The sequence below is a fragment of the Rubrobacter tropicus genome (genome assembly GCF_011492945.1).
GTDB classification, from domain to species: domain Bacteria; phylum Actinomycetota; class Rubrobacteria; order Rubrobacterales; family Rubrobacteraceae; genus Rubrobacter_D; species Rubrobacter_D tropicus.
On sequence record NZ_CP045119.1, the window covers coordinates 264,346 to 286,622 of the forward strand.

Below are 22,277 nucleotides of genomic sequence, written 5' to 3' on the forward strand. Positions count from 1 at the left end.
AGCTGAGAGCGAGGCCCGCGAAGCGGGCCGATGCGTGCTGACTGGCTGACAGGCTTATCCCGCCGATACTATGAGAACGTCCTTATTCTCGAAGACCGCGGGATAGAGGTCCGGGTGGGCCTCGAAGCGTCTCCAGTAGTCGGCCGTCGGCCTGTCTGGCATGTTTTTGTAGAGGACGATGTAGCGAATATCGTACTCTTTCAGGGTGTTCGAGGCCTGTTCGCCTGTCGGGTTTATCATGGTGCGCAGGACGTCCATGAGGGGTTCGGGGCCGGTGGGGGGTAGGTCTCTGGGGGTCAGGATCTGGCCGTACTCGAACGACTGGAGCGCGGAGTACTCGCCCATCGCGAGCATCATCCGGCTCGGAACCTGGTTGGCGTGCGGGCTTACCATGATGTTGCCGCCCTCGTTGTGGCTTTCGAGCCAGGCCCCGGCCTCGGCTATGGCCGGCGTCGTGGTCATCTGGACGCTCGGCTTGGCCGCCCAGCGGAGGCTCTGGACCGTTCCGGTCCCGACGAGCGCCACCGCCAGCAACACCACCACCGAGGCTGCGAAGACGGATGCTGTTCTTCTGCGGGGTCCCGCGGACTTGAGCACGGCGACGAGGCCGAGGGCGGCCAGCAGGGCGAGCGGGATGCCCAGGTCTCGCCCGAAGCGTTGGGGGAAGCCGGTCACCGAGAGGCGGCTGCCGGCAAAGAGGATCGCGGCCCACAAGAACACCGTCAGGTGCGCCAGGGAGACGGGCATCCCGCCCGTCTCCCTTACCCTGACGACCAGGAGGAAGATACCAAGCAGGCCGAGCCAGGCTACGGGCTGGGAGACCATCGTCCCGACCAGGAAACCCTCGGCGTAGATCGCCTGCGTGTTCACCGCCATTCCGACGGCCTCACCGGTCGTCCCCCCGCCACCGCCGCCGAAGAACCGGGAAATCTCACCGCCCAGATCGTAGGTGTGCCAGGCGTACGCGACGGCGAGGGAGCCCAAAAGCGCCAGCGAGAGCGTCAGGGCGAGGCCCCCGCGCCTGTCGCGGAAGAGGAGCGGCAGCGCGAAGTACACCCCGACGAGCGCGAGCAGGGCCGCCAGGTACATGCTCGCGACCGGGTGGTAGAGGGCGACCGCGGAGCCAAGGATAGCCAGCGAGAGGCCGTTTCGAGCCGAAGGCGAACGGTACATCACGACCAGCGAGGCGAGCGCCATTACCAGCAGGAACTGCGAGGTGACCAGGTTCGGGTACATGGCGTCGTTGAAGTAGTAGTACGTGCCGCCGAGGAGAACGGTGAAGAAGGCCGCGGCCACCCCGTAGCCCCAGCCCCAGAGCCTGTTGCCGAGGGTGTAGAGGGCGAGGGCCGGGAGAAGTAGCAAGGCGGGGCCGAGGACGGGGAAGATCTCCAGCGGGTCGAGGCCCGTCAGGCGGGAGACGGAGGCGGTCAGGGTGTGGAAACCCGGGGGGTAGATCAGGTACGGCTCGATCCTCCCCGCGTCCATCAGCCGGTTCGCCATCACGGCGTGCGAGTAATGATCTACCCCCCGCATGAAGGGCCAGTCGTGCAACACGGGCCCGGTGTATCCCCGCGCCAGCGCGAGCAAGAGCACCGCGGGCAATAGAAGCCGCCGTACGCCCGGCGGGACCGTCGGCAGGAGAGATTCGGACCTTGCCTGCTCTTCCGGCGCCTCCGGGCGTTGGCGGAAGATCAGGTACAGCACCCCCGATGCTCCGACCAGCAACGCGAGGACGAGCGACATCCCCCTCGTAGGAACGACGCTGCCCGTGATCGCCGGCGCCACCACCTCCCCCGGCACGGCCCCGACCAGGACCCCGAGCGCCAGGGCCAGAGCCACCGCGAGCGGCGCGAGCGCGGGTGCCGGGAGCGGCACGGCCGGGTCGGGGACGACGGGCTCGTCGTCACCCTTGGCCCGTCCGAACCTCGCGTGGGCCGCGAAGCCCGCCAGAAACACAAAGAGGGCCGAGGCGACGACCACGGGAAGCGTCAGGCCGAGGCCGAGCAGGCGCGTCGGTACGAGTGCTACGGCCGGCATGAGCGCCATGGAGAAGGCCACGGAGAGGGCCGCCCGTTCGGCGAGGTCCGTCGGCGCGCGCAGCAGCCCGGCCCAGAACCATCCGGGGGCGACCCCCACCGCGACGGCGGCCAGGGACGCCAGGGTCAGATCCAGCAACACGGCTCTTCGTTCCTTGTCCGGCGGCCAGGCACGCCGAACAGGTTAGCAAGCACGCCGCCCGCCACGGGCCCCATCCGGCGCATTTAACCCATTCTTTACCCGGCTTTAAGACCCGTTTTACGCACCACGGACAAACCCCGCCCGGCGGGCCGCTCGGCCAGGGTTTCGGAGGGGCCAATTGCTTGGTCCGTGCCGGTAGGCCCTATCTCACTTGACCGCAACCAGGCATCTTGCGTAACATACGGGCATCTATGCGTAGCCCTGTTGGGCTAGATGTGGGTGTGGCGGAGGAGAGGATGGCCATGCGTAACCCGGCTGACGACGCGCGCAGGACCCCGCCCGGACGGGCCGTTGGGCCCGAAAGCATGCCCTTCGTGGTGTTCGCGCTGGACGCGGACGGGGTGTTCACCGCCTCCGACGGCGAGGGGCTGTCCGCTTTGGGCCTGGAGCCCGGCGAGGTCGTCGGAAGGTCCGCCTTCGAGATGTACCGCGGGGAGCCGGGGGTGCTGGAGAACCTCGACCGGGCGCTTCTGGGCGAGTCCTTCTCCTCCGTGGTCGAGGTCGGCGGGAAGGCCTTCCGGTGTCGCTACGACCCTTTGCGCGACGCCGCGGGCGGGGTGGTCGGCGCGGTCGGCCTCGCGGCGGAGGCCGAGGAGATCTCAAGATCCGCGAGCGACGTCCGCCTAAAAGAGCGGGCGATGGCCGCGAGCTCGGACGGGATAGTCATAACCGACCCGAACCGTCCGGATGACCCCATCGTCTACGTCAACCCCGCCTTCGAGAAGATGACCGGCTACTCGGAGGCCGAGGTGCTCGGGCGAAACTGCCGTTTCCTGCAGGGGGAGGACCGCGTCCAGCCGGCGCTGGACGAGCTCAGGGCTGCGCTCCGGGACGGCCGGGAGTGCTCCGTGGTCCTGAAGAACTACCGCAAGGACGGCACGCCCTTCTTCAACGAGCTCTCCGTCTCGCCCGTCTTCGATGGGGAAGGGCATCTTTTCAACTACATAGGGGTCCAGAAGGACGTAACCGAACGGGTCCGGCACGAGGAGGAGCTCAAAGAGAGCGAAGAGCGCTTCCGGATGACCTTCGAGGCGGCGGGGGTTGGCATGGCCCACGTCGCGCCCGACGGGAGGTGGCTCAGGATCAACGGCAAGCTCGCCGAGATAGTGGGCTACCCCAGAGAAGAGTTGCTGTCGCTAACGTTTCAGGACATCACCCATCCGGAAGACCTCGAGAAGGATCTGGAGCACGTGAACAGGATGCTCCTCGGGGAGATAGACGGCTACTCGATGGAGAAGCGCTACGTCAGGAAGGACGGGCTCAGGGTCTGGGTCGAGTTGACCGTCTCTGCGCTGCGCTCTGGCTCCGGGGGATTGGCATGTTTCGTTTCCGTCGTAGAGGACATAACCGGGCGCAAGCTCGCGGAACTGGTGTCGGACCCACTAACCGGGAGGGAGCTCGAGGTTCTGGAGCTCGTCGCGGGGCGCCGCACGAACGGGGAGATAGCGGAGACGCTCAACTACAGCGTGGCCACCGTCAAGCTGCACGTCGGGCGCCTGATCTCCAAGCTGGGCGTCGAGAACCGGGCCCGTGCCGCGGGACGGGCCGTCGAGATCGGGCTCATACCCCCTCCGCCCCAATAATCCCACCGCGCGCGAAACACCACTCGTAGCTGTCCGGAAAGATCCCGGAGCGCCGGACCGTTGGTTTTTGTGGCGGTAGCGGCCGGCCGGTGCCGCAAGGGGCATAAAGGAAGAGGCTAAACATCCCCCCTTCCGTTGCCGAGTATGCGAGCAAGGATGTACGGGTTCTTGCGGGAGGTTGGAAAGATGCGGAGAAGGTTCGCGGTGATCCTGGTTGCGGTTTCGGTTCTCATTCCGACGTTGGGGGGAGGGGCGGCCCTGGCGGCCACGCTCATCGGTACCGGGGGGCCGGATCGCATCGTCGGCTCGGTCCGGGCGGACTGGATCGACGGGCGGGCGGGCGACGACAGGATATCCGGGGGCGGCGGCGAGGACAGGATACAGGGCGGACCCGGAAACGACCTCGTACGGGCCAACGACGACTGGTCCAGAGATTACGTCGATTGCGGTCCCGGCTTCGACACCGTCTCCGCGGACCCCGGATCTTCCTCGCCACGCGACTTATACGTAGACTGCGAGTTCCGTTCGGCACCGTACCAGCCAACGCCGTGAGGCCAACGAATCGGCGAAACGCGAGACCCGGCCGGGCTGCTAGCCGACGGCGCGGAATGTAGGGGCACAACGTCTTCGCATTCCACTTCAGCGAGAACGCACAAAGTTGTTTTCGTGCTCCTTTGCCCTTGCGGTCAGCCCGTGGAAGTTGGGCGGTCGTCAGGTGTCGCGGGGCTCGAAGATGACGACGCTCTCGTTCTGGTAGGCGATCCTGTACAGGTCCTTTTGTTGGGCGTATGGGAGCCAGCTTATGCCTGGGTAGCGCTTGTGGAAGACGACGTAGCGGATGTCGTTCTCCCGCATTATTCGCTCCGTTTTCCCACCCGTGGGATGCTTGAGTACCCACAGGGCGTCCAGGAGGGGGCCTTCGCCGAAGGGGGGGAGGTCCCTCGCGCGCAGGATGCGGGCGTAGTCGTAGGACTGCATCTTCGTGTAGCCGCCCATCGCGAGCATCCCCCGGCTCGGGACGTAATCGAGGTAGGGCGTCGCGACGATGCTGCCGCCCCCGTTGTTCTCGCCAAGCCAGGAGCCCGCGGCCGCTACCTGTGGCGGGGCCGGCCTGTCCCTCGGGCGCTCGCTCGGGCCCGACGCCTGCTCCAGGTTGCGGGTCGTCTGGACTACCAGGAGCCCCGCGGAGAGTAGGGCTGCGAACAGGGACGCCGCTAGCGCCGCGCGGGACGGGGTGAGGCGGGGCGAGGCGCGCAGGAGCAGGACGAGCGCCGGGGCGGCGAGCAGGGCGAGGGGGGCGCCGAGGTCCCGGTCGAAGCGGTCGGGGAAGCCTGAGTAGCTCGTCTGGCTGCCGACGAAGAGGAGGGCGGCCCACACGATCAGGGTGAGGTGCGCCAGCCTGGCGGGCGCGTTGCCGCCCGCGCGGTTCGGGAGGAGCATCATCGCGCCGAAGAGGCCCAGCCAGAGGACCGGGGCCGTGATCGTCACCAGAAGGTACGTCGGGTGGTTGGCCGGTTTGGTCCCTATGGCCATCGCCACCGCGTCCCCGCCCCGACCGGTCCCCGAGCCGCCGAAGAGGCCCGCGACGAGGTCGGGCAGGTCGTAGGTGTCCCAGGCAAAGGCCGCGGCGAGCACGAAGAGTAGGGCGAGCGAGCCGAGGAGGAAGATACCCGTCCTGCGGTGCCTGAGCAGCAAATACGGCAGGAAGAACAGGGCGACGACGGCGAGCAGCACGGCCATGACGTAGCCCGCGATCTGGTGGTAGAAGACCGCCGACGAGCCGAGCAGGGCGAGCAGCAGGCCGGCCCGGATCGTCGGGGTGGCGTAGGCCCCGATCAGGGCCGCGACCGCCAGGATTATGATGATCTGCTCCCCCACGAAGTTCGGGTACCGCGCCTCGACAAAGTGCAAATACGCCCCGCCGAGCACGGGCCCGGACAGGAACGCCGCCGCCACGCCCACCGTCCTCCCCCAGAGCCGCGCCGCGAGGGCGTAGCTCGACAGCGACGTCAGCGCCAGAAGCGCCGGGGCGAGCGCGGGGAAGAGGGCCATCGGCTCCAGCCCGCTGAGGTTGGAGATCATGGCCGAGAGCGCGTGGAAGCCAGGGGGGTAGAGCATGAACGACTCCGTGGACCCGCCCTCCGCCATCATGCTCGTCATGATCGCGTGCTCGTAACGGTCGACCCCCCGCGGGAAAGGCCATCCGTTCAAAACGGGCCCGAGATACCCCCTCGCCAGCGCCAGCAAGAGCGCCACGGAGAGCAGGCCGTACACGAGCGTGGGCGAGGCTTCGTCCTGCGTCTCTTCCGGCCCCGTCTCTCCCCTCCTTCGCATCGAGAGCCAGTAGAGAACGCCCGAGAGGACGATGAGTGCCGCCGTCGGGATCATGGCCCAGCCGCCGAGGAGGCCGAAGAACGTGCCGAGCGCCAGAAGCAGCGCCAGGCAGAGCGGCACGAGCGTGGCGATGTCCGGCGCCGGGGGCAGCGGTGCCAGCGGGCGTGAGGACCCTTTCGCGGCGCCGAACAGGAGCCTGGCGGCGAGACCTGCGGCGAACACGAGGACCACGGAGATTATGGAGACCGTCGTGGTGACGCCCGTGCCGAGGATGCTAGAGAAGATCAGGGCGACGGCGGGAACCAGCGTTACGGAGAGGGCTATCGCGTAGGCGAGGCGTTCGGCGAGGTCGTCCGTGGCCGCCAGGCATCGCGCCCAGAAATAGCCCGGCACGAGGCCGACGAGCAGGGCCACGGGGACGGCCCGGATCAGGTCGAGCAGCACCCGCGCCCCCCCACTCTCGCTACCATCCTGGCCCTCTGCTATTGGACTCGCACATCGTCAGAATGTATAACAGAGTTTTTGGCCCCGGTAGGGCCGCGCTCGCGGGGTGCGTGCATGGGCGCCGCGGAGGGTACAAAAACAGAGCGTTCGCGGTCCCAGGGGCCGCGCGGTTGGTGAGGGATTGGTTTCTGACGAGGGAAGATCTGAGAGCGTGCTACTGAAGGCCGGCCGGGTGGTCCTCCTGCTGGCCCTCCTCTTCGCGCTCGTCTCCTGCCTGCCGACCGCCGAGGGCAAACAACAGCCCGACGAGCCGCAACGAGAGGAGCCCGAGCGGCCGAACGTGGTCTTCATCCTCACGGACGACCTGGCCTACGAGGACATCTCCCCGGCGATGCTGGAGGAGATGCCGAACCTGAGGAAGGAGCTGGTCGAGGGGGGCACGACCTTCGAGAACGCCTTCGTCACCAACTCCCTGTGCTGCCCGAGCCGGGCTACGACCCTGCGCGGCCAGTACGTCCACAACCACCAGGTCCTCTCCAACGAGCCGCCACGCGGCGGCTTCCAGAAGTTCCGCTTCCTGGGCCACGAGAACTCCACCTTCGCCACCTGGCTGCAGGAGGACGGCTACCGCACTTCGTTTTTCGGGAAGTACATGAACGGTTACGCCGAGACCCACGTCCCGCCCGGCTGGGACGAGTGGTACGGGGTGGCCGGCAACTACCTCAGCCACGTGCTCAACGAGAACGGCCACATGGTCAACTACGACCCGGCCGAGTCCTATGACACCGACGTCCTCTCGGACAAGGCCTCCGACTACGTCGAGCGGACCGCGGGCGCCGACCCGCCCTTCTTCACAACCGACCGCCCGTTCCTGATGTGGCTCGGCACGAAGGCCCCCCACCAGCCCGCCACCCCCGCCCCCCGCCACAAAGACGACCTGAAAGACGTGGAGCTTCCGCGTCCGCCGTCCTTCAACGAGAAGGAGGTTAGGGACAAGCCCCGCTGGGTGCAGGACAATCCGCCCCTGGGCCCCGACCAGGTCGCGTACATGGAAGAGCTTCACCGCAAACGACTCCAGTCCATGCTGGCCGTGGACGACATGATAGGCGACCTCTTCGACTCGCTGCGCGAGACGGGCGAGCTGGACAACACCTACGTCTTCTTCACCTCCGACAACGGCTTCCACCTGGGCCAGCACCGCCTCGGCGCGGGCAAGTGGACGGCCTACGAGGAGGACATCCGGGTGCCCCTGATGGTGCGCGGGCCCGGCGTGCCGGAGGGGAGGAAGCTCCCGCACATGGTCCTCAACAACGACCTCGCCCCGACCTTCGCCGACCTCGCGGGGGTCGATCCCCCGGGCTTCGTCGACGGCCGCTCGCTCGCGCCGCTTCTCGCGGACGACCCGCCTCCCGAAGAAGACTGGCGCCAGAGGTTCCTGGTCGAGGCCGTCGCCGAGAGGAACAGCGTCCCCCATCCTCCGTTCGTCAACGAGAGCCAGGTGAGGCCCCTGCTAACCGGCGACCCGCTGCCCAGAGACTGGCGCAAGACCTCCTCCGGCAGGGCCGATTCGAGCGAGGAGTGGGGCCGCCCCTGGCTGAAAGCCCTCAGAACCAAGAACTACCTCTTCGTGTACTACAAGACGGGCGAGAGAGAACTCTACGACCTGAGAAAAGACCCCCACCAACTCGACAACATCTACGATTCCGCCCCCGAAAAGCTGACCCGGTGGCTGGAGTCCAAGCTCGTAGCGCTGAACCAGTGCGAGACGGACGACTGTCGCGCCGCTGAGGATGAATAGCGGTCAGCTTTCAGCTTCTTTGTTCGGTGTTTGGCGGCGGAACCCGGATCCCTCGCGGAGACGCTTCGGTCAGAATCCGGCTTCTATCTTCGAATTTCTTGCTGAAAGCCGACCGCTGAAAGCTGCTCACTCCGCAGGAGTGAGCTTGTAGAGTATGTTCTCCTCCACCTCTCTTACTTCGAAGCCGAAAGCTTCGTAGCGTTTGGGGTCGGGGATGTATTCGCTGTCGAGGACGTAGACGGGGCCTTTTTGGGCGGCGATCTTCGCGGCTTTGACGCCGCTGAAGTCGTCCGTGCCGTAGCGGCGGTCGGTCTCTTTCAGGGTCAGGTCTGCGGGCCATACGATGTCCGCGTACTCGACTTCCGTGTTGTGGAGGTAGGGGTCCACGAGGGTGAGGTCCTGGCGGCGCCTCTCGACGAGGACCAGGTACCACGCGCTGCTGCGGTGGTGCAGGATCGTCGCGTTCGGGGCGGCCTTCTCGGCGATGGCGTCTACCTGCTGCCGGCCCAGGTTCGCCTCGCTCATGTCGTTCGCCGCCGAGGTCTCCCGCACCCCGATGAGCGGAATGAGCAGCAACGCCACCGATAGAACGACCAGGATCGCCCTCTGCGGCATCCGCGGGAGGCGTTCGGTAAGGTGCTCCGCCTCCGTCAGCAACGCCCCGAGGCCCACGGCCGTCCAGAGGCAGAGGACGAGGTAGGTCGGGATGAAATACAGGTTGATGTCCGGGATGTCGTTCTCGATGGAGTAGAAAGCCCAGCCGAGAAACAGGAAGCCCAGGAGCAGGCCGACGGGCCGGTCGCGGGCCACCATGAGCGCGGCACCCGTGAGGCCGACCATGACGAGGACGGGGTTTATGTTGTCCGTAAGGTGCCCCCAGTAGAAGAGCAGCCTGCCCGGCAGTTCCGCCGGACCGTAGGCGAAGAAAGAGCCCGTGAGGTTGCCGCCGCTCACCACGTACCAGAAGCGCTCGAAGTTGGACGGGTTGTTCGCCTCCATCGGCGCGTCCATCCAGGACCGTATGGGCAGGTAGAGGTAGGGCGTGAGCCCGAGCAAGAAGAGCCCGGCGCACTTGAGCATCAGGCGCCACTCCAGGAGCCGTCTCCGGTCGACGAGGCCAACGAAGAGGAGGCTCGCGGGCAAGAGCAACCCGCTCGTCAGGTGGTGGGTGAGGCAGAGGCCGCAGAGAAGGGCGGCCAGGAGCAGGTAGCGGTCCCTCTCGCGGTCGCGCCAGAGGAGCAGGCAGACGAGGGTCAGCGCTATGAAGAGCGCGTTCATCGTGTAGACCTCGGCGATCACGGCCTGGGACCAGATCGCCCCCCCGAGCCCGAAAGCCACCGCCGCGACCGCGGCCGCCACGACACGTCGGCTCAACAGATACCCCGCCCCGAAGACGACCCCCACCGCGAGCGCCGCGTAGGCCGCGCTCGCCAGGTTGACCCTGTAGGCTACGTCGCCCACCGGCAGGTAGGTGAAGAAGTGGGTGAGGGTGAGGTACGTCGGGTAGCCCGTCGGGTGCGTGATGCCGAGTACGGCGACCTGCATCTGGAGCATGACCGCGTCGAGCATGTCGGGGTCGTCGTAATAGAGGACCGTCGGCGCCAGCGTCCTCACGTAGAGCACGAAGACGAAGAGGCCGGCTGCCGTACCGGCCAGCGCCGGGCCGAGCCTGCCGAGGCGTCCCTTCCCGCTCGGGAGGGTGCCGGACGGGGCAAGGGTCCTGCCGTTGTGTTCTCTCTCCTGGGCCAAGCTGCGGATCATCCTCGGTCCGGTTTCGGGCCGGGACATTGTACTTCAGCCGGCCATGGGTTATTAATAGACATTAATATGGGTTAATATACATGCCGTCGGGTAAAGCCTGACGGGCAGGGCCTGTCGCGTCCGGCGTGCCGGTGAGGTTGAACAGAGCGTTTACCGGGGTTTAAGAACCGTTTAACCGTTTATCCTATACAATCGGCGGCTGGCGTGTGCGGCGCGGGCCGAAGCGCGAAAAAAGCGGTGTGATCCGCGACAGATGCCCGGAAGAAGGGAGCACGAAAAATGAAGGTACTGGTTCTCGGCGGCGACGGCTTCTGTGGCTGGCCCACCTCGCTGCACCTCTCGGCGCAGGGATACGAGGTGGCCATAGTCGACAATCTCTCCCGGCGCAAGATAGATGTCGAGTTGGAATGCGAGTCCCTCACCCCGATCCGCCCCATGGGCGAGCGCCTTCGCGTCTGGGAGGAGCTGACCGGCAACCGGATAGACTTCCACAACATAAACGTCGCCCAGAACTACCAGCGGCTTCTTGATCTGCTCCTCGAGTGGCAGCCCGACGCGGTCATCCACTTCGCCGAGCAACGGGCCGCGCCCTACTCGATGAAGTCCAGCTACCACAAGCGCTACACCGTGGACAACAACCTCAACGCTACCAACAACCTGCTGGCGGCGATCACCGAGAGCGGGCTCGACACCCACGTGGTGCACCTGGGGACCATGGGCGTCTACGGTTACGGCACGGCCGGGATGCAGATCCCCGAGGGGTATCTGACGGTCAAGGTCGAGACCGAAGAGGGCGAGCTCGTAGAGCAGGAGATCCTCTACCCGCCTAACCCCGGCAGCATCTACCACATGACCAAGACCCAGGATCAGCTCCTGTTCGCCTACTACAACAAGAACGACGGGACGCGCGTCACCGACCTGCACCAGGGCATCGTGTGGGGGACCCAGACCCAGGAGACCAGGCTGGACGAGCGCCTCATAAACCGCTTCGACTACGACGGCGACTACGGCACCGTCCTCAACCGCTTCCTGATGCAGGCCGCCGTGGGCTACCCGCTCACCGTCCACGGCACGGGCGGCCAGACCCGCGCTTTCATCCACATCCAGGACACCGTGCGCTGCATACAGCTCGCCCTGGAGAACCCGCCCGAGAGGGGCGACCGCGTCAACGTCTACAACCAGATGACCGAGACCCACCGTTTGCGCGACCTCGCCAAGATGGTCTCCGAGCGCACGGGTGCCGAGATAGACTACGTGCCCAATCCGCGCAACGAGGCCGCCGAGAACGATCTGCACGTCCGCAACGATCGCTTCCTGGACCTGGGCCTGCAACCGACCACTTTAAGCGAAGGGTTGCTGGAGGAGGTCACCGAGATAGCCCGCCGGTACGCCCACCGCTGCGACACCTCGAAGATCCCCGCCACCTCGCTGTGGAGGCCGCGGGAGGAGATCGCGCACCAGCAGGAGGGACATCGGTAAGGATGTTCGCGGCAGAACACATAAGCATCGCCGGCGTCGTCATTGCGCTGCTCTTCGTGGCGTACGGCATCTTCAAGTTCCGCGGCGGGGGGAGCAGGCTCGACCTGCTCCTCTCGCTCGCGATCGCGCTCGGCGTGGCGCTCGTCTCCGTGGTGCCCCAGATCTTCGAGCCCGTAAGCCGCCTGCTCGGCCTCGAGAACCGCGCCTTCGCCCTGCTCGGGCTGGCGAACCTCCTGCTCTTCGCGCTCTTTCTGAACCTTTTGGGTAGGGTCCGGTTGGCGGGACGCAAGAGCGGCGAGATCGTCACCGGCCTCGCCGTCAAGGAGTACACCGAGAAGCACCTCTCGCCCAAGGAGAGGCTCGAAGGGCACCCCGGCGAGATCCTGATAATCGTCCCGGCCTACGACGAGGAAGGCGGCATCCAGGGCGTGCTGCGCCGCATCCCCGACGAGGTCCTGGGCCACGAGGTCAAGACCGTGGTCGTGGACGACGGCTCGAAGGACGCCACGGCGGCCAGGGCCAGGGCCGAGGGCGTCCCCGTAGTCTCCCACGTCGTCAACCGGGGCCAGGGCGACGCCTTGCGCACCGGCTTCGCCATCGCCGAGGCCGAGCGTTCCCTCGCCGTCGTCAACCTCGACGCCGACGGACAGTACAAGCCGGAAGAGCTCGACCGCCTCGTCGGGCCCATCATCGAGGGGAAGGCCGACTTCGTGCTCGGGAGCCGGTTCATGGGCTTCTACGAGGAGGCGGGGAGCGTCAGGCACGTCGGCGTCGTGTTTTTCTCGCGCCTGATCTCGCTTCTCACAGGCGTAAAGGTCTCGGACTGCACGAACGGCTACCGGGCCATAAGGGTCTCGGAGCTCCACAAGATGGACCTCCGGGAAGACCGCTTCAACGCCAACGAGATCACCCTCGAAGCCCTCAGGAACAGGCTGCGCTTCCACCAGGTCCCCGTCTCCATGATGACCCGGGCCGCCGGCGAGACGAAGAAGCCCCCGAGGTTGGCCTACCCGCTGGGCGTCTTCCGCGTCATCATCTCGACCTGGCTCAGGTAGCACGGCGCTTCGCGGGCTTTCGGCTTTTTGTTTTTGGCCGGGTGTTGGTCGTTTGCGGAGGGGGCCAGACATCAGGTTTGTGGTGTCTGACGGCGGGGCTTGGCGTATTCTTCTTGGGTGAGGATGCCACTGGTTTCGCCGTTCGGTAGTGGGAAAGCCCTTTGACGTTGCGCGTCCTGTCTTTGCGGGAGTTGAACCGGGCCACGCTCGCCCGCCAGATGCTGCTCGAACGGGCGGAGGTCTCTCCTTATGAGGCGGTCCGGCGATTGGTCGGACTTCAGGCGCAGGTGCCGAACCCGCCCTACGTCGGGCTCTGGACGAGGTTGCGCGACTTCGGGCGCGGGGATCTTACGGGTCTGATGGAGCGTCGGCGGGTCGTCCGGGCTCCGCTCATGCGCTCCACCCTGCATCTGATGGCGGCCGAGGACTACCTCTCGCTGTGGCCGGCCCTCCAGCCCGCCCTCGTGCGCGCCCTGAACGCCTTTTTCGGCAAGAGGGCGAAAGACGTAAAGATCCGGAGGCTCGTAGCGGCGGCGCGTGACGCCCTGGACGAAGCGCCGCGCACCATGGGCGAGCTCAAGAGGGTGCTCGCGGAGGTCGAACCGGGCCGCGACGGGGACGCGCTCAACTACGCCGTGCGGGCCCACCTCCCGCTCGTGCAGGTGCCGCCCGGCGGCACGTGGGGCTCCGGCGCCGCGGCCGCCTACGCGACCGCCGAATCCAGGCTCGGCCCACCGGCGCCGGACCCCGAGGCCGCCCTGCGCGACCTCCTCTTCCGCTACCTGGCGGCGTTTGGCCCCGCGAGCGTCAAGGATTTCCAGGCGTGGTCCGGCCTCGTCCGCCTGAAAGGGCCGGTTGAGGAGATGAAGGGTGAGTTGCGTCTGCTCAGGGACGAGCGCGGCGGCGAACTGCTGGATCTGCCGGACGCCCCACTGCCACCGCCCGACGCCCTCGCTCCGCCCCGCTTCGTGCCAGAGTACGACAACCTCGTACTCTCCCACGCCGACAGGCGAAGGGTTATCGCCGACGAGGACCGCAAGAAAGTGTTTCTCTCGGCGGCGCGGGTCAGGGCGACTTTCCTGCTCGACGGTTTCGTGGCCGGGGTGTGGAAGATCGAGAAAACGAAAAATGCGGCATCCCTCATCGTCGAACCGTTCGCGCCGCTGTCCACAGAAGACCGCGACGCGCTTGCCGAGGATGGCGAACGCCTCCTGCGCTTCGCCACCGACGGCGAACCGGAGATCGACATCCATTTCGCGCCACCCGGTTGATGCCCGGCGCGTCGGTGTAAGGGGCAACCGTTACGCGCCCACACACCGACAGACGGACGTAGGGGCGGTTCGCGAACCGCCCTTACGCAACCGACAGGTCCACGGACCCGCGTCCGGTCCCCATCGTATGGCGTAAGATGCGCGGTGTGAGGTTCGCGAACGTACTCAAGGGAAGGCAGGGCGCGGGGGCGGGTAGCGTTGCTATCGCGGTTTCGTTCGGGATCTCCGGCGTGCTGACCTATGCTTTCCACAGCCTGGCGGCCCGGACGCTTGGAGAAGAGGGTTATGCGCCCCTCGCGCTTCTGTGGTCGGCCACCTTTCTGACGGTTCAGGTCCTTTGGGTCGGGGGTACTCAGACCCTCGGGCGTTACATAGCCGAGCGTGAGGCGCAGGGCCAGAACTGGCGACCGGTAGAGTCTTCGGTGATGCGCTGGCAGGCGGTATTGCTCGGCGTGTTCGTTGTCGTGGCGTTGCTTGCCAGCCCGTTGCTAACGGCGACCGTTTTCGAGGATTGGTGGCTGACGGCGGCCTTTATCCTGGTCGTGGCGCTCTACGCGCCGGAGTACTTCCGGCGCGGCATCTTCAACGGGCATCGGCAGTCACTCCGCCTGGGGGGGCAGATCGTGGCGGAGGCGGCGGGACGTCTGCTCCTGGCAGCCGTCTTGCTGTTCGTTGGCTGGGGCGTGTTCGGACCCGCGCTCGCCATAGTGCTCGCGCCGGTGATCGGCGTGCTCGCCGTTCGGCCGGCGCCCGTCGCCGTCCCGGACGTCGAAGGCGAGTCGTTCTCCGCCGGCAAAGCCTTCCGTTTCGCCGGTCCGGTCCTGGCGTGCATGGCCTTCGCCCAGGCCCTGATGAACGGGGGACCGATCCTCGCGAGCCTTCTCGGGGGTACCAACGCCCAGGTCGCCGTCCTCGGCGCCGCGCTCATCCTGACCCGAATCCCGCAGTACGTCTTGAGCCCGGCCATCGGCGCCCTGCTGCCCCGCGCCAGCCGCATACTCTCTACGGAAGGCCGTGCTTCCTTCAACCGCTTCGTGGTCGGGGCCGCGAGCATCGTGGGCCTCGTCGGCGCCATTATGGTAGGGGGGACGTGGCTGCTGGGCGAGTGGGGGCTCAGGCTGTTCGCGGACTTCGAGGCGAGCCGGGGTGTGCTCGTAGCCTTGGCGGCGATGGCGGCCTTCTACATACTCTCCGAGACCCTAAATCAAGCCCTCTTCGCCCTCGGACGCGAACGCCTCGCCGCCTTCGGCTGGCTACTCGGCCTCCTTGCTTCCATCTTCTGCGTGGCGACCTTGAACCTCGGCGTGGTCGAGAGGGTCTCTTTCTCCCTCACCGTGGGCGCAACCGTAGCAGCCCTCGCCCAGATAATCTTCTACCTCATCGCCCGCCGCAGACCTTCCTGAGACCCGAAACCTGTAGCCCGACTTTCAGGTTCCGCGGGGGTGGAGGGTTCGGTCCCAGAGGTCCCTGAGTTCCTCTTCCACGGCCGAGATCACCCGCTCCAGGTGCAGGTCGTCGAGGCGGGTGCGCATGTCGTGGCCTTCGGGATAGGTCTGGGCGATCTCCTCGACCCCCCGCAGCCTGTCCCGCACAAGCTCCAGCTTGCGGATCTCCTCCGCCATAGCCATCCGGCGCTCCTTGCCCGCCCTTACCTCTGGCCCTTCTCTCTCCACCGCTGCCTCCCGGTTCGCTGCCGAACATATCCTACGACATCCAGGATATACCCCGTTTCTAGCGGTTCTTCTCCATAAACCATTCCACGGTGCGGCGCAGGCCCTCATCGAGGTCCGTCTCGGCCTGCCAGCCGAGGAGGCGTTTGGCCTTCGAGGTGTCGGCGAAGTTGCGGCGGACCTCGCCGCGGCGGGCTTCGGTGTAGCGGACCTCGACGTCCTTGACACCCGCTTCGGCCAGGGCGGGGAGGAGTTTGTCGGTGAGCTCGCGGACGGTCGTCTCCGCGCTCGTGGCGATCTGGAACGTCTCGCCGCCGACGCCTTCTGTGGTGGCGGAGAGCTTTATGGCCCTTACCAGGTCCCCGATAAATATGTAGTCGCGGGTCTGGGTGCCGTCGCCGTAGATCTCGAGCGTCTCCCCGCCTGCGGCTCTTTTTATGAACCTGGCGACGACGCTGTTCTTGTGGCCCGAGAGCGGGCCGTAGACGTTGCCGAAGCGTAAGGCCACGCTCCCTATGTCGAAGGTCTGGAAGTAGGCGGAGCAGTAGCCCTCGCCGGCGAGCTTGCTGGCGCCGTAGGGCGCGACCGGGTGGGGGGCCATCTCCTCGTGGATGGGCGGTTCCGCGTCCCCGATCACGGTCCCCCCGCTGGAGGCGAAGACGAACCGACCCACGCCGTTGTGCCTGGCGGCCTCGAGGTAGTTCAGGGTGCCGAAGACGTTGCTCCGGCAGTCGCCCATCGGGTCTTCGACGGAGGGAAGGACGCCGGTGTTGGCGGCGAGGTGGACTATCACGTCCGCGCCCTCGGCCGCCCGCAAGGCGAGGTCGGCGTCCGTGATGTCGCCGACGACGAGCTCGACGGGCCCGTCCGGGTCTATCGGGCCCGGGGATTCCGAGGGTTTCTCCACGAATTCCGCCGCCGTTTTCAAGTCGTCGCGGTCGCCGACGGTGAGGTTGTCGACGACGCGGATGCCGTGGTTGCCCTCTTGTTTGAGGGACCGGATCAGGGCCGTCCCTATAAACCCGCAGCCGCCCGTTATGAGCCAGTTCAAACCGATCTCCTCTTCGAATCGTGAAAGTGCGCGCCCGTCTTTTTGCCGCGCCTACCTTAATGCAACCAGGGACGGAGCGCGAGCCCCGGGCCTCTCCTGCGAAGAGCGGCGCGGCACGTTACAATCTCCGGCGGCCCGGCGCCGTTTGGCGGGCCGTTGTAGAAAAGCGGGGCACCCGCTCCGAGAGAGAATCCCGAAACCACAGACGGCCCGCCGCGGTTCCCGCCATGGCCGTCAGGAGGAACAGATTGACCAACCGTACCCTGACACGCCGCGATTTCTTGAAGGTCGCGGGCGCCGGGGCTGCCGGGGCGGCCACGCTTGGGGCGGCCGGGTGCGGCAGCTTCACCAACACGATCACGCAGATGCCAGAAGAGTACCTTCCGAGTGGGGGATCCCGGATGAACGTAGTCCTTGTCTTGATCGACTCCTTGAGAAAAGACCACGTGGGCGCCTACGGCTCGAAGGTCGCCAAAACGCCGAACCTCGACGCGGTTGCGAAGGACAGCCTCCGCTTCACGCGCTCCTACCCCGAATCCATTCCGTCCATCCCCGCCCGGCGCGGCATCCACACGGGTATCAGGACCTTCCCCTTCAAGAATTGGGAGCGGTGGTACTCCGAGGACGTCGGCCTCTGGGGCTGGCAGCCCATCCCAAGGGACCAGACCACGCTCGCCGAGATACTCAGCGAGGAAGGCTTCTACAACCTCTTCGTGACGGACACCCTCCACCAGTTCAGGCCCTTCTACGACTTCCACCGCGGCTTCCACGCCTTCCACTTCGTCCGGGGGCAGGAGCGGGACTTCTTCAGGCCGCAGACGGCCGAGTCCAAGAAGAAGATAGAGGAGGCGCTTATCGGCGGGCCCAACGGTTCGCACGCCGAGGAGATCATGCTCCAGTACTACGCGAACACCCTGGGCCGCGAACGCGAGGAGGACTGGTTCGCCCCCCAGGTTTTCCTGAAGGGCATGGAGTTCTTGGAGGCCGCCCAGCAGGGCCAGCCGTTCTTCCTGACGGTGGACGTCTACGACCCGCACGAGCCCTGGGACCCGCCGGAGAAGTATACGAAGATGTACTCAGACGGCTACGGCGGCCCCGAGCCCATCACTTCGAGCAGCGGCCGTTCGGACTGGATGACGGAGGCGCAACTCGAGAGGATGCGCGCCCTCTACGCCGGCGAGGTCTCGATGATGGACCACTGGCTCGGCAACTTCATGCAGAAGGCCGAGGAGCTCGGCCTGATGGAGAACACGATGTTCGTCTTTCTCTCCGACCACGGCCACGCCTTCGGGGAGCACGGCTACGCGGGGAAAGTGGTCACGGCCCTCTACCCCGAGCTGACGGACACGGTGTTCATGATCAAGCACCCCCAGGGCAAGTCGGCCGGCAAGACGAGCGACTTTTTCGTCTCGACCCACGACGTTACCCCGACGATACTTGGCGCCCTTGGCATAGAACCCCCGTCCCCGCTGCAGGGCCAGGACCTGACCCCGCTTCTTGACGGCGGCGAGACCGAAGAGGCGCGCCCGTACTTCACGGCCGGCTACCACGACCACGTCTGGGCCCGCGACGACCGCTACGCGATGTTCGCCCGCTACGACGGGGCCGAGGCGAAGCTCTTCGACCTGGAGAACGACCCGAAGATGGACAAGAACGTCTCCTCCGGGAACCCCGGCGTGGCGAAGAAGATGTTCACGGACTACGTGATAAAGGACGCGGGCGGCCCGCTGCCCAGCTACTAGGATGAAGGTCGTGCGCCGGTTGGTCTGGTTCCTGGTCAGGTGGTCCGGGTTGCTGGTGGTGCCGGGCGGCGTGCTGTGGACGCTCTCCCCGGTAGGCGCCTCCATCTCCGAGACCGCCTTCGGCACGCCGAACGTGTTCTGGAAGCTCTTCCCGTCGGCGCCGTTGTTGCTCCTGGCGGGGCTGGTTGGGGTCCAGATCCTGCAGTGGGGCCGTTCTGGAACCCTGCAGAAGATCGGGTTCGGGCTGGCCCTCCTCGGGCTCGTCCTCGTCGTCGCGGGCGACCTCGGCCTTTACTGGCTCGGGCTGGACGACGTCTACATCATGACGGCGCCGGCCTACCGCGCGTTCCGGATCGGCCTGCTGCTGCTCGGCGTCGGGTCCATCCTGTTCGGCGTCGCGGCCCCGCGGGACGGGGCGCTCCCGACCTGGGGCCTCCTGCCCTTCGTCGTGGGCTCCCTGTGCGGCCTGGTCGCGTTCGTCGTCGACCTCGGCTCTTTCGGGGCTGCGCTCTGGATGCTCTTCGGCCTCGGATGGGCGTGGCTGGGCCTCTCGCTGGCGGTCGACGGGTTCCTGTCCTGGCGCTCGGGCCGGTCCGCGCGCGGCGGGGCCGCCGCGAAGGGGTGAGGGGCCGGTTTTCGGGACGCCGGGTCTCCCGGCCAGGCGGGTCTCGGTCGCGCCTGCTTGTTAGAATTGCCACCGCCGAACGGCCGCACCGCGCGCTGGCGACTTTCTAGGAGGGTGGTGTTGGGAAAGGCCAAGCTCGCGCAACGCGCGCGCTCACCGGAGTTTCTCGTCGTGCTGGCCGGCGTCCTCGCCTCACTCGCGCTCTGGCCCCTGAGGGGGGGGCTTTCTGCCTTCCCCGGCGTACTCTACGCGGCCACCCTCGTCCTGTACCTGGCGCCCGGGCTTCTGGCCACGCGCTGGTTTCTCGGGGAACGGTTCTCCGGGGTGGCGGCGTTGCCGGTGGCGTTCGTGCTCAGCACGGGCCTCTTCGGGATGCTTGGCGTCCCGTTCCTGATGGCGCACAGCGGCCTCGACCTCTACCTCCTCGTCTCGGGCGCGGTCGTGGCCGCGTTCTTGCTCGCCGCTTTCGTCTTCGCCCTCACGCGCGGCCGTCCGGTCGAGATGGCCTCCGGCACGGGGGAGGGGGCCCGGCGCCTGCTCTGGCTGCCCTTCGTGGCTTCGGGGGCCGTTCTGGCCTACGCGTCCCGGATGCGGGTGCCCCACTCGTACAACGATTTGTGGGTCTACCTGGCCTACGTTCGGGAGTTCCTGAACACGGAGGCGCTCGCCCGCTTCGAGCCGTACTTCGGCAACGAGACGGGGGCCTCGCGCGTCAGGATCAACGGCTGGTTACTCGAGCAGGCCGCCCTCTCCAGGGTCTCCGGCATCGACCCGATCGACCTCGTCCTGCGCTACCTGAACCCGACGGTCGTCGTGCTCGCCCTGCTCGCCGCCTACGCCCTGATGCGCCTGCTACTCAAGAACGAGGCGGCAGCGCTCGTCGCCGGCACCGTGTACGCGCTCTTCTTTCTCCTATACCTCGGCCCGAACATCTTTACATTCGGCGGCGAGTTCATCACGCGCGCGGTCGAGGACAAGTTCACGGCCCGGTTCCTCTTCCTTCCCGTCTCGCTCTGCCTGGCTGCCGCGTTCCTGGAGGGCCGGAAGAAGCGCCACCTGCTCTTCTTCGGGTTCGTGTGCTGGTCCGTCGTGGCCGTGCACCCGGTCGGGCTGGCTATCATCGGCCTCTGCGTGACGGGTTTCGGCCTCGCCCACCTGGCGGTCAAATGGCGCGACCCCGTGGTCTGGAGGACCGTGATCTCGCTCGGGGCCGCGCTGCTTAGCATCCTCGTCTTGCCCCTCCTGTTCGTCGTGACGACCGGCGAGCCCCTCTCGGCGGTGCTCAAGGGCGCCGATATAAACGCCCACGACCCCGAGGTGCTCGCGAACGCGGTCTTCGTCAGGCCGGGGTGGCGGCGCATCCTCCTGCTCGGGGGCGGCTACTACATGATGCACCCGTCCCTGATCCTGAACCCCGTCGTAGCGTTCGCCTACCTGGCCGGCCTTCCGTTCCTGTTCTGGCGGGTAAAGACGAGCCTCGCCGCGCGGTTGCTCCTCGGGGTGCTGTTGCTCGTCACGGCCGTCTGCTTCTTCCCGCCGCTCACCACCTTCGTCGGGGACAACGTGGTGCTGCCGGGCCAGATCTGGCGCCTCGCCTGGCCCATAACGCTGGTGGCCCCGCTAATCGTCGGGTGGATGGCTTGGGAGGGCGCCCGCCACGCGGGCATAGTCCTCGCGCGGCGGAACTGGCGGCCAGGCCTCGCGCCTTTTCTGCCCCTCGCGCTCGTCTGCGTCCTGATGGTCGCGGTCTCGCCGGCGGCGGGCGTCGCCATGAACAAGGTGCTCGCCACGCGGTCTGTCCCCCAGGCGTTCGCGTATCCGCTCGACCCCGCGTTCCGCTGGATGCGGGACAACATAGACGAGCCGGCCGTCGTGCTCGCGCCCGACCTGGAGAACACCATCATCCCGGCGCACTCGGCCGAGGCAAACGTGGCGAGCCTGAGGGGGAACCTGATCCTGAGCATCCTCCCCGCCCTCGAAGAGCGCGTGCCGGGGGAGATCGAACGCCCCCAGGGCGCGCTGGACATGAACCGATTCTTCTCCGGCCCGAGCATCCCCGAGGCCGCGAGCATCCTCCGCCGCTACGAGGCCGACTACCTCTTTCTCAAGGCCAACACCCCCCTCGACGGACAGCTCCTCGACACCCCCGGCTTTACACCGCTCGACGTCCCCGGCGAACGCTACAGCATGTACAGCGTGGACCGCCGGGGGCTGCCTGGGTAGGGAGCTATCAGCCTTCAGCTTTCAGCGGTCGGCTACCCCGTCGTCATGGGCGGAGCGGGTTGATCGTCAGGGATTACAGAGAGCACGACGCGGGGGAGATCTGCCGCCTGTTCTACGGGACGGTCCGCGCGGTAAACCTCGGGGATTACTCGCCGGAGCAGGTGCGAGCCTGGGCGCCGGCTCCTCCCGACCCGGACCTCTGGCACGAACGGATGTCCGGGCGGCACACGCTGGTCGTCGGGGGAGACGATGGGGTGGTCGGTTTCGCCGAGCTCGAGGAGGACGGGCACCTGGACATGTTCTACTGCCGGTGGGACGTCGTCGGCCGGGGCGTCGGGTCTCTGCTCTACGCGGCGGTCGAGGAACGGGCCAGGGAGCTTGGGGTCGGCAGGATCTTTACGGAGGCGAGCATCACGGCCCGTCCGTTCTTCGAGCGCAAAGGGTTCTCTGTTCTGCGGCGCAACACCGTCGCGAGGGGCGGCGTGGAGCTCACGAATTTTTCGATGGAGAAGGTGCTGGGTCCGTAAGGTCCCGGGCCCGTGGTGGGTTAGTATGCCGGCGGTCGTTGCGGCTACGAATGGGAGGTGAGGGCCTTGAACCTGGAAGACCTTATGAGGAACGACGAAGGCGTTACCGGGAGCCTCGGCGTCGAGTTCGTGGAGCTCACGCCGGAGCGCGTCGTGGCCACGATGCCGGTCGACGGGAGGCACCACCAGCCTTTCGGGTACCTGCACGGCGGGGTCAGCGTAGTGCTCGCCGAGAGCGTGGCGAGCATCGGCGGCTACCTCAATTGCCCGCCGGGCAAGGTCGCTTTCGGCTCCGAGATCAGCGCCAGCCACGTCCGCCCGAAGAGGAGCGGAACGCTGAAGGCCGTCGGCACCCCGGCCCACGTCGGGCGCACGAGCCAGGTCTGGGAGGTCCGAATAACCGACGAGAACGACAAGACGGTCTGCATCTCGCGCTGCACCGTCGCCGTCGTCGCCGCCGAACCGTCCTGATACCG

General features: G+C 66.8%; 17 protein-coding genes. 12 read left to right on the top strand and 5 right to left on the bottom strand.

The window, feature by feature from the left end; all coding sequences use genetic code 11:
• Positions 1-54: 54 nt before the first annotated feature.
• Complete coding sequence (locus tag GBA63_RS01215; RefSeq protein ID WP_166172720.1) at positions 55-2,175, bottom strand: DUF6541 family protein; 2,121 nt, start codon at positions 2,173-2,175, stop codon at positions 55-57.
• Positions 2,176-2,480: 305 nt separating this feature from the next.
• Here GBA63_RS01215 and GBA63_RS01220 point away from each other — a divergent pair, with 305 nt between their 5' ends.
• Together GBA63_RS01220 and GBA63_RS01225 are read left to right on the top strand one after the other, a co-directional pair.
• Entirely contained in the window at positions 2,481-3,821 is a 1,341-nt protein-coding gene (locus tag GBA63_RS01220) for a PAS domain S-box protein (protein ID WP_166172722.1), read from the top strand.
• Positions 3,822-4,007: 186 nt separating this feature from the next.
• The gene (locus GBA63_RS01225; RefSeq protein WP_166172724.1) at positions 4,008-4,373 is read left to right on the top strand and encodes a calcium-binding protein; all 366 of its coding nucleotides are present in this window, start codon (positions 4,008-4,010) and stop codon (positions 4,371-4,373) included.
• A gap of 159 nt (positions 4,374-4,532) precedes the next feature.
• Here GBA63_RS01225 and GBA63_RS01230 read toward each other — a convergent pair whose 3' ends face one another.
• Positions 4,533-6,599: a hypothetical protein gene (locus GBA63_RS01230; protein ID WP_166172726.1), complete on the bottom strand. Its 2,067-nt coding sequence runs from the start codon at positions 6,597-6,599 to the stop codon at positions 4,533-4,535.
• A gap of 211 nt (positions 6,600-6,810) precedes the next feature.
• Between GBA63_RS01230 and GBA63_RS01235 the strand changes: the two genes are divergently transcribed.
• Positions 6,811-8,397: a sulfatase family protein gene (locus GBA63_RS01235; RefSeq protein WP_166172728.1), complete on the top strand. Its 1,587-nt coding sequence runs from the start codon at positions 6,811-6,813 to the stop codon at positions 8,395-8,397.
• 126 nt (positions 8,398-8,523) lie between these two features.
• Here the strand turns inward: GBA63_RS01235 and GBA63_RS01240 are convergent, their stop codons facing one another.
• On the bottom strand, positions 8,524-10,146 hold the full coding sequence (locus GBA63_RS01240) for a protein O-mannosyl-transferase family (protein WP_228282256.1): 1,623 nt from the start codon (positions 10,144-10,146) through the stop codon (positions 8,524-8,526).
• Positions 10,147-10,437: 291 nt separating this feature from the next.
• Between GBA63_RS01240 and GBA63_RS01245 the strand changes: the two genes are divergently transcribed.
• The 4 genes from GBA63_RS01245 to GBA63_RS01260 all read left to right on the top strand — a co-directional run bounded on the left by GBA63_RS01245 (position 10,438) and on the right by GBA63_RS01260 (position 15,366).
• On the top strand, positions 10,438-11,637 hold the full coding sequence (locus GBA63_RS01245; protein ID WP_166172732.1) for an NAD-dependent epimerase/dehydratase family protein: 1,200 nt from the start codon (positions 10,438-10,440) through the stop codon (positions 11,635-11,637).
• A gap of 2 nt (positions 11,638-11,639) precedes the next feature.
• Entirely contained in the window at positions 11,640-12,692 is a 1,053-nt protein-coding gene (locus tag GBA63_RS01250; protein ID WP_166172734.1) for a DUF2304 family protein, read from the top strand.
• A gap of 161 nt (positions 12,693-12,853) precedes the next feature.
• Positions 12,854-13,963, top strand: a complete 1,110-nt coding sequence (locus tag GBA63_RS01255; protein ID WP_166172736.1) for a winged helix DNA-binding domain-containing protein — start codon at positions 12,854-12,856, stop codon at positions 13,961-13,963.
• A gap of 146 nt (positions 13,964-14,109) precedes the next feature.
• On the top strand, positions 14,110-15,366 hold the full coding sequence (locus tag GBA63_RS01260; RefSeq protein WP_166172738.1) for a lipopolysaccharide biosynthesis protein: 1,257 nt from the start codon (positions 14,110-14,112) through the stop codon (positions 15,364-15,366).
• Between the two features lie 24 nt (positions 15,367-15,390).
• On the opposite strand, the gene GBA63_RS01265 is transcribed toward GBA63_RS01260, so the two are convergent.
• Together GBA63_RS01265 and GBA63_RS01270 are read right to left on the bottom strand one after the other, a co-directional pair.
• Positions 15,391-15,636, bottom strand: coding sequence for a hypothetical protein (locus GBA63_RS01265; RefSeq protein WP_166172740.1), 246 nt, complete (start codon positions 15,634-15,636; stop codon positions 15,391-15,393).
• A gap of 58 nt (positions 15,637-15,694) precedes the next feature.
• Complete coding sequence (locus GBA63_RS01270) at positions 15,695-16,684, bottom strand: NAD-dependent epimerase/dehydratase family protein (protein WP_166172742.1); 990 nt, start codon at positions 16,682-16,684, stop codon at positions 15,695-15,697.
• 248 nt (positions 16,685-16,932) lie between these two features.
• Here GBA63_RS01270 and GBA63_RS01275 point away from each other — a divergent pair, with 248 nt between their 5' ends.
• The 5 genes from GBA63_RS01275 (at position 16,933) to GBA63_RS01295 (ending at position 22,272) form a co-directional block, all read left to right on the top strand.
• Positions 16,933-18,426 (top strand): sulfatase, encoded by a 1,494-nt coding sequence (locus tag GBA63_RS01275; protein WP_228282257.1) that lies wholly within the window; start codon positions 16,933-16,935, stop codon positions 18,424-18,426.
• A 10-nt stretch (positions 18,427-18,436) separates the two neighbouring features.
• A complete protein-coding gene (locus tag GBA63_RS01280) occupies positions 18,437-19,051 on the top strand; it encodes a hypothetical protein (RefSeq protein ID WP_166172746.1) in 615 nt (204 codons plus the stop codon).
• 120 nt (positions 19,052-19,171) lie between these two features.
• Positions 19,172-21,274 carry a DUF6077 domain-containing protein gene (locus GBA63_RS01285; RefSeq protein WP_166172748.1) on the top strand — a complete coding sequence of 701 codons (2,103 nt, stop codon included), beginning with the start codon at positions 19,172-19,174 and terminating at the stop codon, positions 21,272-21,274.
• Positions 21,275-21,333: 59 nt separating this feature from the next.
• Positions 21,334-21,801, top strand: coding sequence for a GNAT family N-acetyltransferase (locus GBA63_RS01290; RefSeq protein ID WP_166172750.1), 468 nt, complete (start codon positions 21,334-21,336; stop codon positions 21,799-21,801).
• Between the two features lie 66 nt (positions 21,802-21,867).
• Entirely contained in the window at positions 21,868-22,272 is a 405-nt protein-coding gene (locus tag GBA63_RS01295) for a hotdog fold thioesterase (RefSeq protein ID WP_207957010.1), read from the top strand.
• The last annotated feature ends 5 nt before the right edge of the window (positions 22,273-22,277 follow it).

Bases quoted from the DNA above. Each gene is read 5' to 3' on its own strand.
- GBA63_RS01220 (WP_166172722.1), top strand. From the start codon at position 2,481: ATGCGTAACCCGGCTGACGACGCGCGCAGGACCCCGCCCGGACGGGCC.
- GBA63_RS01225 (WP_166172724.1), top strand. From the start codon at position 4,008: ATGCGGAGAAGGTTCGCGGTGATCCTGGTTGCGGTTTCGGTTCTCATT.
- GBA63_RS01245 (WP_166172732.1), top strand. From the start codon at position 10,438: ATGAAGGTACTGGTTCTCGGCGGCGACGGCTTCTGTGGCTGGCCCACC.
- GBA63_RS01250 (WP_166172734.1), top strand. From the start codon at position 11,640: ATGTTCGCGGCAGAACACATAAGCATCGCCGGCGTCGTCATTGCGCTG.